The organism is Vibrio sp. 14G-20 (genome assembly GCF_026241515.1).
Classification (GTDB): Bacteria; Pseudomonadota; Gammaproteobacteria; order Enterobacterales; family Vibrionaceae; genus Vibrio.
The window spans coordinates 83,793-96,808 of sequence record NZ_JAPHPW010000010.1; the positions used below are offsets into that span (position 1 = coordinate 83,793).

9 protein-coding genes and 1 pseudogene are annotated in these 13,016 nt (G+C 39.4%); 4 read left to right on the forward strand and 6 right to left on the reverse strand.

Annotated elements, in window-relative coordinates:
- Nucleotides 1-280: 280 nt before the first annotated feature.
- The 3 genes and pseudogenes from OQJ75_RS11260 to hipB form a co-directional block, all read right to left on the reverse strand.
- Nucleotides 281-796: a helix-turn-helix transcriptional regulator gene (locus OQJ75_RS11260; protein WP_265970856.1), complete on the reverse strand. Its 516-nt coding sequence runs from the start codon at nt 794-796 to the stop codon at nt 281-283.
- A complete protein-coding gene (locus OQJ75_RS11265; protein WP_265970857.1) occupies nt 793-2,142 on the reverse strand; it encodes a type II toxin-antitoxin system HipA family toxin in 1,350 nt (449 codons plus the stop codon). Before OQJ75_RS11265 ends, OQJ75_RS11260 begins: the two co-directional genes overlap by 4 nt.
- Before the next feature lie 316 nt (nt 2,143-2,458).
- Nucleotides 2,459-2,706 (reverse strand): annotated as a pseudogene (gene hipB, locus OQJ75_RS11270) (type II toxin-antitoxin system antitoxin HipB).
- A gap of 190 nt (nt 2,707-2,896) precedes the next feature.
- Between hipB and OQJ75_RS11275 the strand changes: the two are divergent.
- On the forward strand, nt 2,897-5,239 hold the full coding sequence (locus tag OQJ75_RS11275) for a TOTE conflict system archaeo-eukaryotic primase domain-containing protein (RefSeq protein WP_265970858.1): 2,343 nt from the start codon (nt 2,897-2,899) through the stop codon (nt 5,237-5,239).
- A 639-nt stretch (nt 5,240-5,878) separates the two neighbouring features.
- On the opposite strand, the gene OQJ75_RS11280 is transcribed toward OQJ75_RS11275, so the two are convergent.
- Nucleotides 5,879-7,036, reverse strand: coding sequence for a site-specific integrase (locus OQJ75_RS11280; protein ID WP_265970859.1), 1,158 nt, complete (start codon nt 7,034-7,036; stop codon nt 5,879-5,881).
- A 476-nt stretch (nt 7,037-7,512) separates the two neighbouring features.
- On the opposite strand from OQJ75_RS11280, the gene OQJ75_RS11285 reads away from it, so the two are divergent.
- Nucleotides 7,513-8,142 (forward strand): recombinase family protein, encoded by a 630-nt coding sequence (locus OQJ75_RS11285; RefSeq protein WP_265970860.1) that lies wholly within the window; start codon nt 7,513-7,515, stop codon nt 8,140-8,142.
- Between the two features lie 140 nt (nt 8,143-8,282).
- Here OQJ75_RS11285 and OQJ75_RS11290 read toward each other — a convergent pair whose 3' ends face one another.
- Both OQJ75_RS11290 and OQJ75_RS11295 read right to left on the reverse strand, forming a co-directional pair.
- On the reverse strand, nt 8,283-9,383 hold the full coding sequence (locus OQJ75_RS11290) for a hypothetical protein (protein ID WP_265970861.1): 1,101 nt from the start codon (nt 9,381-9,383) through the stop codon (nt 8,283-8,285).
- A 288-nt stretch (nt 9,384-9,671) separates the two neighbouring features.
- On the reverse strand, nt 9,672-11,027 hold the full coding sequence (locus tag OQJ75_RS11295) for a phospholipase D-like domain-containing protein (RefSeq protein WP_265970862.1): 1,356 nt from the start codon (nt 11,025-11,027) through the stop codon (nt 9,672-9,674).
- 286 nt (nt 11,028-11,313) lie between these two features.
- Between OQJ75_RS11295 and OQJ75_RS11300 the strand changes: the two genes are divergently transcribed.
- Together OQJ75_RS11300 and OQJ75_RS11305 are read left to right on the forward strand one after the other, a co-directional pair.
- Nucleotides 11,314-12,324, forward strand: coding sequence for a hypothetical protein (locus OQJ75_RS11300; RefSeq protein WP_265970863.1), 1,011 nt, complete (start codon nt 11,314-11,316; stop codon nt 12,322-12,324).
- 117 nt (nt 12,325-12,441) lie between these two features.
- The gene (locus OQJ75_RS11305) at nt 12,442-13,014 is read left to right on the forward strand and encodes a class I SAM-dependent methyltransferase (RefSeq protein ID WP_265970864.1); all 573 of its coding nucleotides are present in this window, start codon (nt 12,442-12,444) and stop codon (nt 13,012-13,014) included.
- Nucleotides 13,015-13,016: the final 2 nt, after the last annotated feature.

Sequence of the window (13,016 nt, forward strand, 5' to 3'; positions counted from 1 at the left end):
TTACTTAGCATGTTACATAAAAATCCTGCTTAAAAGGGAACTGAACAGCCGTCCTTTATGTATTCTGGTTCGACTTTAAAGGCTTTATATATTCAAAATATTCTAAGTGATTTATGTTAGAGGAGCTTTTATACGTGATTGATAAAAGCAGCACATAGAATTGTCAAAAACAAGTTATGTAACCAAAACTATTCACCCGATCTGTTTTTGGTTGTTAATGTAACAGAAAGTACTCATACAGCCTTACTGAATAGTAATATCAAAACGTTAAGCTTTGCTTCTATCTCAACATTTCCTCATCATGACTGTTAAGTGCGGAATTTAGTAGACTAGTCGACACTGGTACTAGCCCTACTTTTAGCCCGAAAGGTTTGAAAGCCTTATCTAGAATATCCGTTTTGAAAGTACCTCGGTCGTTCTCGATCTCAGATATGGTTTTTCTAGAAACACCAACCATTTTGGCAAAAGTATCCTGTTTGACTCCTAATACGTTTATTCTAAGTTCTTTAAGAGCCTGACCTTGTGTTCTTTCGCCTATGAGCAACGATCTAATAACTCTATTTATCTTATATTTTCTTTCTGATACTGATATTGGTTGTACGTTTTTAGGCGTACGCTTTGCCACTTTTTCAATCTGATCAATCGAGGTTTGAGCATGCTCTTTTTGTATTGTAATTGCTGTACTTAAGTGTTCTTTATTCAAACGAAGTCGGGAGATTGCATCATGCACAGATTCTGCCGAAGTGTTTAGATAAAGCCGATCTAATCGGTTTAAACTGTCGGTGTTAGAACTCATATCAGCCCCCATTTACCAAGTTTTGTCGCAATGAAATCCATACCTATACCAGGCATATCCAAAATCTGCTTTGGTGTTCCTCTTTCTTCTAACCTTTCTTTTAAAGTAAGACAGTTTTGTGCAAGTGCTTTAAGTTCTTTTAATAGGGTCTCTTTGGGAACTAAATCTGACAGTGAAGTTGCGATACCGTCAAAATCATACTCACCTCCTACCTCTAAAGGTGATTTCCACTTGGTAGCTCTAGGTATCCCTTCAGGGTCTGCTTTCATTGGAGCAAAATCATAGACGGGAGCAAGTTTGATAAAACCTTCTTTTTTGATGAAAGAAGTGTTTCTTCCATGGTTATCGCTGTTGCCAAATATGATATTGAGCAAGTCCCTTTTTACCCATTCAATAACAAATTCTTGGATGTTAAACTGATAGCCCTGTTCAGTAACCATATGACTATTTATGATTTTATCAATCAGTTGTCTAATAGTATCTTCATGATCAAGAAGACTACCTGGTCCTTTATTCAAAATTGAGTAAACCGACTCCATGGAATAGCGCTGCATATTTTGCTTGTCATCTAAATAGATATCAAACCTTGGTAACCAGAGAGAAGGGTAATTTTCACCTTCTTCTAATCGCATCGATTCTATTGGAATAGTATCGACTCCCATGCTAGTTAACTCATAATAGTAATAATATTCAGCTCGTAAAATATTGCTGTCCGTTCTCCCTTTAGAGCCTCGCGGATATTTTACTAGATAATGTAAATCTTGATTAGTAACGTCATCTTGATAGCTGTCAATCCAGATCCGCCCCTTCTTGGAGTAACGCAGTAGTAGTTTTGGAGCTTCCCCTCCAGCACCAGTGGCACCTCCAGCAGCAGCTCCCCTTTCTTGTGCGTAATCTAAGAAATCACTAGCTCTATCTATTACATCATCAAGGGCAAAGGACAGTGAATCTGATTTTTGAGTCCGCTTTGGTAATGATTCCTTTATTCTCAAATTACCAACTGGAGAGATAGTTCCATACTTCAAAAGGATGAAATCTTGCTGGTCAATAGCTAGATCTCCAATATCAAGTTGCTTGACCCAGTAACGTCTGCTCGCTCCACTCGGCATTATGTCATCGAGAAACCTCAGCCACCCCGAGCGCCCTTTATCGTCAAAGTAGAAATTAACAGGGTGATTAAGTGAAACGGCATGGTTGTCATCTTTCTCGAAGTTTTCTACAGCGTATTCGTTTAGGTAATGAACTTCTGTGATTATGAAGTTGCCTTCATTACTCTTAGGGAAGGTAACGTGAGCTATATCAATCCATTGCTCCAGTATGCAAGCTTGTATAGTGAGTGATTCCATAACTATCTCCAGATATTTATGCGTACTATTTTACTCATAAAGGTGCCAAATTTCAAACTGTGTAACTGTAACTACTCACAAATCTAAGTTTTAGATGTTCTTGTAACCTAAAGTAATCATTATTATTTTAGCGATTTGGAAAGGTGATGATTTGAATAGGTTTTGAAGATTTTCGAACTGATTTTGGTATAAAGACATCACACTATTTTCCCACTCTAAAGTGCGGTACTAAAGCTTTATGTTCCTATAAGATTGATTGTTTTATGTGGAGACTTAGTTTGTAGAACTAGCTCATAGAGTACAGGTTTAGTGAGTATCACCAATCTTCTTCATCGATAATGTTTTTATATTTATCAAAGTTTTTCGTTTCAACATAAAGCGTTTGATCTAGAGCTTGAATGATTTAAACATGGTAGAGAGCGTGGCTTTATCTGGTCTATTTTCAAAGTTAGAAATGGTAGCTTGCTTTATGCCGACTCTCTTTGCCACTTCGGACTGAGTCCATTTATTTTTTTGTCGTATTAGCAGTAAACTATTAGCGAGTTGCTGTGGACTATAAATCACAATTCGTTATTCCTTACGGTTATTGATGCTTACTTTTCACAAGGGATTCAAGCAGCACTATCCCTACTAGGGTATATTATTAACATTATACCTTTATTGGGATAAAACCAAGAGTCGCTCTACTAGGGAATAAAGTAGAACAATCAAAGCCCTTGGCTTTGATTTATCTATATACAGGATGATATTTAGCATGGATGAGCTTGAGTCAGTAAATCAAAGAATTGAACAGTTGAAATCCGAGCTATCTCAGCTTGAGAAAAGACGAAATGAGTTACTGTCTAGTACTGTGAATCCAGAGCAAACCCTGTTAACTCCAGGACAGAAAATCGAACTATTTCAAAGTTACTTCCGAGGAAATCACCACTGTTACGCTATTCGTTGGCAAAACTCGGCAGGTCGAAATGGTTACTCAATAGCTTGCTCCAATGAATGGCAGCAAGGGGTATGTGAAAAGCCGAAGGTAAAGTGTTTAGAGTGCTTGAATCAGGCTTTTAAACCTCTGGATAGAGATGCGATCTATCGTCACTTAACTGGCGCTGAGGTCATTGGATTATATCCGATACAGCCTGACAATTCATGTTTCTTATTAGCCATAGATTTTGATAAAAGCGACTGGCTTCAGGCATCTCAAGAGTATGTTGAAGCGTGTGAGCTTTATGATCTGGATTGTTTGTGGGAGCGTTCTCGTTCAGGTAAAGGAGCGCATGTCTGGGTTTTCTTTGAATCAGCAACATCAGCAAAGGACGCAAGAGAATTAGGTTTTCTTCTCTTAGACAAAGCGATGCAAATCCATAGTGCATTAGCTTTTGATTCTTATGACCGACTCTTCCCTAATCAGGATGTTCTGCCTACTGGCGGTATCGGCAATCTAATAGCCTTACCTTTACAAAAACAAGCAAGGGCTAATCAAAACTCAGTGTTTTTGGATCGTTTTGGTCAACCCTATGCCGATCAATGGTTGGCACTAAAATCAGTTCAGAAAGTACCAGTATCTAAACTTGAAAAGCTGATATCGGCTATAGAGAAAAAAGCTAAACAACCAGACGTTAGTGACTTGAAGCCATGGGAACGTAACGTATTGCCAACATCGGGCATTGATGGGTGTCCGTCAAACGTAACCGTAGTATTGGCAAACCGCATTTATTTACCTCTCTCAGAGCTTCCTAATCCATTAGTCGCTAGACTCAAAAAGTTAGCATCATTTTCTAACCCCAAGTTTTTTAAAGCGCAGGGCATGCGTCTTTCAACTAATGGTATAGCTCGCTTTATATGCTTAGCGGAGTTAGATAATGGCTATTTAAGCTTACCTAGAGGCAGCCTTGATGATGTACAGGAAATCTTGGCGGATCTGCATATCAAGGTACATCTCGTTGATAAAAGAATGGATGGGCTGAAGTTGGAGTTAGCTAACTTTCAAGGTGAGTTACGACAATCACAGCAAAAAGCAGTGGACTCCTTGCTTAAGTTTGATTGTGGTGTGCTACATGCTCCAACTGCTTTCGGTAAGACGGTGACGGCTATCGGTCTGATAGCTCAACGCAAAGTTAATACACTGATTTTAGTGCATAGCAAGCAACTCGCTGACCAATGGAAGGATCGTCTAACAGCCTTCTCTGACGGCATTGATATCGGTATTTATACTGGAGCAAGGAAAAAGCCAACAACTCAAGTCGATATTGCTACCTATCAAAGCCTGATAAGCCGAAGTGATAATACTGTAAACCCAATAATTCAGGAGTATGGTCAGATTATTGTTGATGAATGCCATCATTTATCTGCACCGCAATATGAACGCGTGTTGTCAGAGGCTCATGCGAAATATGTCTATGGGGTAAGCGCGACTTTAGAACGTAGAGATGGGCATCAACCCATTATTTTTATGCAATTGGGTAGGGTGAGACACACGATCAAGGTTGATAAAGCATTTCAATTCCAACATATACTGCATTGTAGAAAGCTAGCGTATGTCCCACCGCTTGCTCTCACTAATGATGAATCAAAGCCACATATATCAGAAGTCTATCGTTGGCTTATGGAGAACCCAGAGAGAAACAAGCAAATCTTATCTGATACTCAATCTGAAATCTTGAAAGGTCGAGTTCCTATCATTTTGACTGAACGAAGAGAGCATGCTGGCACTATCTATAATGCTTTGGTTGAGGAGGGGGTTCAAGCTCAGCTACTCGTTGGAGCTATGAAGAAAAAGTCTCTGAGACAAGTAATGGATCAGCTCGATTCAGCTCAGGTACTTGTTGCCACAGGAAAATTTGTCGGTGAAGGGTTTGATTTATCGAGACTAGATACATTGATTTTAGCGTTACCTGTATCGTGGAAAGGCTCGTTAATACAGTATGTAGGGCGAATTCAAAGGCAATATCAAGGTAAAACCGAAGTTAAGGTGATTGACTACGTAGATACTAAATTGCCAATGCTACAACGAATGTTTAAAAAGCGAGAGAAAGGCTATAAAGCCCTTGGTTTTGAAGATGGAGTCCAAGGACATGGGTATCAGCCTTCATTAGACTGCCTGTAGATACTGCATCCGAGTAGTTGAGTGAGACTAAAACTACATAAGGGTGGATGCTGTCCATTGTTTGCTTATGAGATCAAAGATCAAATGTAGGTAAGCCTTCGGACATGGTTTATCTGGTTTCTAACTCTAACTCTAACTCTCATGATAATGCACTTACTTTAGCATTATTCAAGTCGGATGTGCGGAGGCTACGTTTGATTTATTTACTGTTTTGACGGTGTGTTGAAAGCGAGAAGGGGCTTGAAAGCGAAAGTGCCAGGTACCTTTTACCGAGAGTGAAAGATAGCGCGTTTAGTACCTACGTTCAGTACAAAACGGCTAAAATTAGATGTATAAATACAAAAAGGGCGATAACTCAATGAGTTACCGCCCTTTCCAAACGTTTGGTGGAGCTGGCGGGAGCGTCCATCAAAAGTAACTAAATACTTGTAGTAACAGCAATTTTGTTGGGTTGTTGAAGCTTGAATTCTGTTGTTTAGTACCTCATTTTAGTACATCTACACTTGAGCTTCAAATTTGGAAACTACACCTAAATTAGTCTGGTTTTAAGAAAATAGTCAAAGGAAAAATCAGCTCAGTTCAACTCCCTATTTGGACGCCTGTTCAACTCCCATTAGGAGTTGAACAGGTAAGCCTTAACTAGTTTTTGTAAGGTTGTATGTTGGAAACATGTGCATCACTTATTTTAGTAATGGCAGTCAATAACATTTGCGGTCTGTAAGAGCGACTGTAAACATTCGTAGTTACAGTGTTGCTACTGTGCCCCACTAGCTCTTGGATTAGCTCAATTGCCACTCCATTCTGTTTTAAATCATCAACGAATGTGTGTCGAAATGAATGCGCATCTCTCCCTTTGCCAAGCCCTAACTGACTACGTCTACGTGCAAACCACTTGGAAGCATTGTGCGAGTAGTATCCATTGACCAATGGCAGCTCTGAAAAAACACGATCAGAATTTCTAGATTGAACGAACTCAACAAAGCCTCTAGATAATAAAGCTGGATGCAGTGGAACGAACCTAATTGAATTGCAGTTTTTGATGCGCTGTTCATCACTGCGAGTAGTAAATGATAAGCCCCATATATCGTCCTGAAGAACCAAATCTGCCTTATAAAGCTGACACAGCTCGTTTAGTCTTGCCCCAGTAAATCTTAGCAGCAGTGGTAACCAGTAATAGTAGGAATGAAGAAAGCTGCCTTTTTGATAGTCTTTCATATTGAAGACTAGAGTCAAATCATCGCTGCTTAGTTGGTATCTTTTGTCTGTAGATAGAGCCTTGCGCACCTTTAGACGATAGAAAGGGTTTTCGCTTACGTAGCCGCGAGACTTCACCCAATTAAAAAAGGTAGATAGCAGGCTGATAATCTTCTGAACAGTTCTACGGCTAATTACTTCACCGCCAACTATATTATTTTGTTTTAAAAGATCAATTCCCTTATAGCGCGCCAGAGCTCGGTTCTTACTAGGGTTTTTGGGCATCTTGTACAGTAGGCGAAGCACCATCTCAGCATTTTCACGATCCAATTCGTTTAAATCATCCAATGGCCAGATATCCAAGAATAACTGTAAATGACTTCGGTATTGCATCAGTGTCTTTGGTGATAGCTGCTCGTGCTGCTCTGCTATTTCAAGAAACTCCATTACGAGTTCAGTAGCAGTATTAGTTCTACCTTTCTTTGCACTTCTTGGGATGAAAGAAAAGTCGTGAACCAAAAAGCTTCTGCTTTGTTCATGAACTGCTGGGTTAAAGGTTTTGCTGACAGGTACAGCTGTCTGTTGAATCTCGTTGTAATACATAGGTGCTCCATAATAATCGTTAAAATAATGATTACGGAGAGAGGGGCCCGCCTCAACGTTTGTGTAGGCACTATAGCTATTTTTTCTAATAGGGAAAGAGCCACTATGCCTGACTGTTTATTATTTGAACTGGATTGGTGGGTTTTGGGTGGGCAATGTGATTTGCATCACCAAAACACCTAAATATTTGTATTGACAAGTTGAATTAACACGCTTGACCTGTGGTCTAGTTCTCAATTTAAATTTACCAATGTTTAATAAAAATCGGAGTTATCTATGTTTTAGTATCAATTGATTGCTCATTAATTGAGCTGTATTTTATCGTCCTTAGATGCGTAGTTTAAGTGTATTCATTTGACTAGTACCTAATGATCACATCCACCAGCATCATGGTTGTGTTTAATGGTGTGTTCTTTAGGTTGGTAATTTGATTTTGAATATCTTAATTTGAATACACAAACTAAAAGAATACAGTTATGAGAGAATTTGCTTACTTAAGAGTATCGACTAAAGACCAACATATCGCTTCACAACAAATCGATATCAAAAAGCATTACCCTGATGCTCAAATTATGCCAGAAGAACATGGTATTAGCGGTACTGTGCCCGCAGCAGAAAGAACAGTGCTTTCTAGGTTGATAGATCCAGTTTTAGGGCTTCGTGAAGGTGATACTCTTATTGTCTGGTGGGTAGACCGTATAGGGCGTAATTATGAGGATGCAGAGAGTGTAATGCGTATACTGCTCAGTCGAGGAGTAATCATTAAAACACTTAATCAATCACTAACATTCGAGTATGTAAGTGACACGATGAAGGACATGATAACTAATGTTCAAATCACAATGATAACGGCTATGGCAGCGGCAGAGCGTGAAACTCGCTTGGCTTCTGCAGAAGCAGGCAGAAGAGCATTACGAGAATCAGGTGGTTGGAATCAAGCTTTCAGTGGTCGTAGAGCTAACTCTGGGAAGATGGAAGGGAAGCATGAACAGATACTTGCATTTCTTGCTGATGGTCACTCTATCCGCAAAACAGCTAATCTAGCGGAAGTCTCGGCATCGACAGTACAGCGTGTGAAAGCTCAGTATGATTTGGTCGCCAAATAGCTATTGTAAACCGTATTTGGGTACCTTTAGTTAATAACGTCAGCAACCTGCGCAAGAAATCGATAAGTTATTGCGAGCTATGTAGCTCGCAAAGTCTATGATTCGTAGAAGGTATTAAGCAATAACTACAATAAGTGACCTTATTTTTTATCTTTGATAATACGTTTAGCAGGGACTTCAAGCGCATCAGTATTTGCTTTTGGCATCTGTAACTCTAGTTTTTCAAGTTCTTTATCTGCCTTGTTGACCTTTATTCGCTCCAAGATTACATCACGAATCTTGTGGCGTGTATCCAAGTCAAGAAGGCCATCAATACCCATTAACTTATTACCAAAGATCATGCTATAAGCTACAAATGTAGGAGCTATCCATTGGTATTGCTCTACTGCACTAGACATAACTGTCCAGATGTCACCCGGAGAGTGAAACTGTGCCTTGGTAGTAACGGTAAGTTCATCGTTCTCTCGATACTTTTCGAACGTTTCATCAAACTTTTCAACATCAAAGTCATCATTGAACTCTTTACCGATGACTTCTATTTCGTTCATTAACCTAAGCAGGCTCATGACAGAATAGTTGTTGATGGCCTTTTCTGAGGCAATCTTAATTGATAAGTATAAGTCTCCATTAGCTTTGAATGCAGGGTATATAGAGTGATGAAGAGCCTGCCAATGATCATCTAGGCTAATTACTGTTTGTCGCGCACGTAATGCTTGAGAAAGTCCAAATGGTAGGTTTTTTCTACGGATACTAGGGCCCCAATTCATATCTCGACGAAGGTGTTTAGTCATTTTTACTTCGCGCTCGCCATCATCATATTCAATGACTAATGGTTCATGATTGATGTATGGAGCGCTAGTAATAACGCCATAGCGGATCCCAACCTTACCTACAGTAATAACCCAGTCACCCACTTCCATCTCATAGATGAAGCGTTTAGCCTGATTGAGTTGTGTATAAGCTTTCGTTTTAGCTCGTTTATTTTTTTGGTCAACGAGCTTTAAATAGCTATCCCTAAGTTCGTTTACATCAGGGGTAAACTCCCCAATATCACACTCATCAAGATTCAACTTATTTAGATGAGCTAATGCAACTATGCCATGTCTTGTAAAGTGGTCATAGTACTTACCTGAATCTGAACGTATTAACCAGTACCGTCTATTTTCTGGTACTTCAAAAATACCTTTTAAGTCTTGTGGGTCAGGTTTCGCATCTTGCTCCGGTGCTTGGTCGTTCGCCATTCAGCCTCCTCGTGAGGTTAATCAATTAGTCTCGCATACCAATTACTTACAATTAGTATGGTTTATAGTATTCGCGCATTATAACAGCAGCTTACAATCTAAATACTATCTAACATCTCATTTGCGCACTGAATCTGTATGCATTTATTTTAGTGGTTGGAGGTACTTTAACCACATCAACATCACGGTGGAGAGAGGTGTTGATGTTGAGTGTTTGTCTGGTTAATACTGAAGTAGAATCCAGCTAGATAAATACTATTAGATAAAGCACAACCAATAATTAACTCATCACATATCTACTTGAACAGGATACCCTAGAGCTCTTAGAGCTTTATTTGTGCGCCCATTTCTTGGGGGTGTGTGTTCAGGCATTGCCCAACCTGCAACTTCTGCAATAGAGTAAATTCCGTAGTGTTCTATTTTTAGCTCTGGATTTGTAGCAGCCTCATAGATTCTTTCCCAAAGATTCTCAGGCTTACCACTGTACAAAACATAGTAGAGAAGCTCCGGTATCGATTGACCTTTCTTATTGGTCATATTACTCATTTTCTCAGTGAATAGAGGTAAGCGCTCAGCCATTGTTAAACTTTTATTGTTGGTACTACCTAGCGCTGAAGGACTAAGTTTTGAGTAATGGTTTCGCGTTGCATGGGTAGCTGAAAGGACCCCTCCGAGATCATGCTTATCTAATGAACGAATCTTAGATCTAGCTAAGCTTTGGCGAATTAGAACTGCGTTTACTTCGAGGTTTATATTTTCATCAGAAGGTGGTGTTTTTAATGCTTGCCACCACCGTAACATTTCCATTAAACGTGCTTGTGGGTTTGCTTTGTAACAATAGTGCATTTGTTCAAAAGGATACGAAGAGCCTTCTCGGACTTGGTTGTAATAGTATGCGTGCAGAAATTGATCAACTTGCCAAAATGTCGGGGTTTCTATATCAATCCAGTTAGGACGAAAGTCATTAATATGAGACTCAATGTATCTCATATATTCGATTGCAGCGCTCCATTCTCTACCGAATGACTCCTTACGTTTGTCTACTGCTGATTTTGCGTCGATAAACGATAGCCCCCCCCATTTGGGCTGACTACGTTTTGTTTCTAAATCGTTGTCTAATGCGTTTAGCTCTCGGTGTCGCTTTGAATTTAATGAACGTTGTTCTTTGATAATTTCTTTAGTAAGAGAGAAGGATTGTTCCAAGTTTTCTAAATTTCTAAAGAATTCTTCAAGCTGTTCATACATTCCAGAACTGTATAAATCTTCCTCTGTGAGAAAAACACCAGCTTCAATGTTAGTGTGCCATGCTCGATCTGTAAGATTTGCTGAGCCGATGTAGGCACCATGCCCCTTGAACCATAGTACTTTTGAGTGGAGTGCATCTGGGATGAGTTGACAGTAAATTCCATCCTTTAGGTGGTTGAGCATTTTTTCAAGAAATCGTGGATTTACGGGTACAGTGTGGTCATACCGCATCCAAATCTTCAGCTGATATTTGTTTTCTAAACAAGTATTAAGTAAGCGTTCCCCGCCGCTAAGATCACCGTATGCTATAGCGGCTAGCACCTCCTCAACTTCTACCTCATGAGGAGGGAGTACGTTTAAGATATATTCGTTATTTATGCCATTTGCAATTAGCTTCACCGTAAGGCCCTTATAGAACAAAGATATAATCTTATAATACGGCGACCTATACAGTGTTGATATGATGCAAGCTAATACATCTTGTTATATATGAATCTGCTTGTGTTTGGTATGAAGTGAATTTAGTTGGAATGTTGGGGATAAGTAGAGAAAAGGAGGTATGTCAAAGCTGTATTACAGTCATATATTTCTGGTTTTTGGCAATAACTGCGAGGTGAAATCATAGAATTGCTCCCTAGGTTGCCCTAGATTACTATGATCATTTTATTGTGTTTGAGGAGGCTTCATGCCTTTAAGAGCTGTTATTAATGATGTACAAGTTCAAGCTTTTAACTTAGATAGTCAGGAGTGGCTTCAGCTTAAGAGTAACTACAAGAATTCTAGATTGGTTATGGATTGCTGCGGTTACAATGCTATACCGAAAACCAGCAAGTTAGGTACTCAGTATTTTGCACACGCTAGGCGAGGTGAGTGTTGCAGCGCTCCAGAAACAGCAGAACATTTAAAGCTTAAGACGATAGTTGCCCAAGCTGCCTCTAAAGCTGGTTGGAATGTTGTAACTGAATTTAAAGGTAATACACCTAGCGGAGAAGCTTGGGTTGCTGATGTATATTGTCAAAAAGGCCAGTCTCAAATAGTGTTTGAGATACAGTGGTCACATCAAGCTTATAGTGAGTATGAGCGACGTACTAGAAAGTACATTGCATCAGGTATTGACCGTTGTGCATGGTTATATCGTGGATACAAGAATAGTGATAATCAAATTTTAGAATCAATGGAAATCCCCTGCTTCGCAATATCTGTTGAGGACGATGCTTACAAAATAAAGAAGTTCGATCTAGATGTAGGTACCTTTGTAGAAGGTATGTTTAACCGAAAACTGAAGTGGCAGCCCTTGAAAGGTCAACTATTGACTGGTTATGGATATTATAACGAGAGTCGTTGCCCGAAATGTGGGGGGGTAAATAACTACTTCTGTTCTATGGAAGCTAATTCAAAAGAAGGTCAGTTTTTGGGTGGTGGTCTTTATTTTGGCGATGCAGTTCAAGAGATCATTGAAATGAACATACCCCCTCCTATTTTGCGAGAACACTTGATTGGTTCGCTTGACCACATCTACAACAAACGAGGTAACTATGCGTACATGGCTCACGGCTGTTTGCATTGCAATGAAGTTCAATGTAACCATACCTATCGATACGACTATCATAGTGATAAATCGAGGTCCATTAAGTTTAGTTTTCCCTATGACCCTGAGTTGTTGTATTTAAAACCCGAGTGGTACTTCATTAAATAACTCTACTTAATACATTTGCTTCATTTTTCCTACAATTAACAAGGTCTCTGTGTGTAGCCTGTCGCAGCAATTAAGCGGGGTTAATGTTGAATATGCAAAACCTTGACGGATTTCGATATGACTTATTACGATCAAAAAGCACAAGAGTTTTTCGACGGTACAATCAACGTCGATATGACAAGTCTATACAGTCACTTTATTCCCTTGATTCCCGAAGGTGGGCTAGTTCTTGATGCTGGTTGCGGTTCTGGTAGAGATAGCAAAGCATTTAAGCAACGAGGATTCAAAGTTCATGCTATTGATGCTAGTGAAGTGCTTGGAAGACTTGCAGAAGATAAAATAAACCAAAAAGTGGAAATCACCACATTTCAGCAATTTACTTCATCAGAGAGATTTGATGCAATTTGGGCGTGTGCTTCATTACTACATGTACCGATGAGTGAATTACCATCTGCGTTCAATAATCTATCGAATTATCTAAAGCCTAAAGGAGCGTTCTACTGTTCTTTTAAGTATGGGAATGATGAGGTGGAACGTAACGGAAGGCAGTTTACCAATCTTAATGAATCTTTATTGGATAACGTGATTTCTGACTCAGGTTTCACTGTCATGAAAATATGGTGTACATCGGATTTACGAAAAGGTCGTGATACAGAGAAATGGTTGAATGCTATTTTACTTAAGGATTAAGT

What these genes read in the sequence shown, in the direction of transcription:
- OQJ75_RS11260 (WP_265970856.1), bottom strand. Translation starts at nt 796, where the DNA reads ATGAGTTCTAACACCGACAGTTTAAACCGATTAGATCGGCTTTATCTA.
- OQJ75_RS11265 (WP_265970857.1), bottom strand. Translation starts at nt 2,142, where the DNA reads ATGGAATCACTCACTATACAAGCTTGCATACTGGAGCAATGGATTGAT.
- OQJ75_RS11275 (WP_265970858.1), top strand. Translation starts at nt 2,897, where the DNA reads ATGGATGAGCTTGAGTCAGTAAATCAAAGAATTGAACAGTTGAAATCC.
- OQJ75_RS11280 (WP_265970859.1), bottom strand. Translation starts at nt 7,036, where the DNA reads ATGTATTACAACGAGATTCAACAGACAGCTGTACCTGTCAGCAAAACC.
- OQJ75_RS11285 (WP_265970860.1), top strand. Translation starts at nt 7,513, where the DNA reads ATGAGAGAATTTGCTTACTTAAGAGTATCGACTAAAGACCAACATATC.
- OQJ75_RS11290 (WP_265970861.1), bottom strand. Translation starts at nt 9,383, where the DNA reads ATGGCGAACGACCAAGCACCGGAGCAAGATGCGAAACCTGACCCACAA.
- OQJ75_RS11300 (WP_265970863.1), top strand. Translation starts at nt 11,314, where the DNA reads ATGCCTTTAAGAGCTGTTATTAATGATGTACAAGTTCAAGCTTTTAAC.
- OQJ75_RS11305 (WP_265970864.1), top strand. Translation starts at nt 12,442, where the DNA reads ATGACTTATTACGATCAAAAAGCACAAGAGTTTTTCGACGGTACAATC.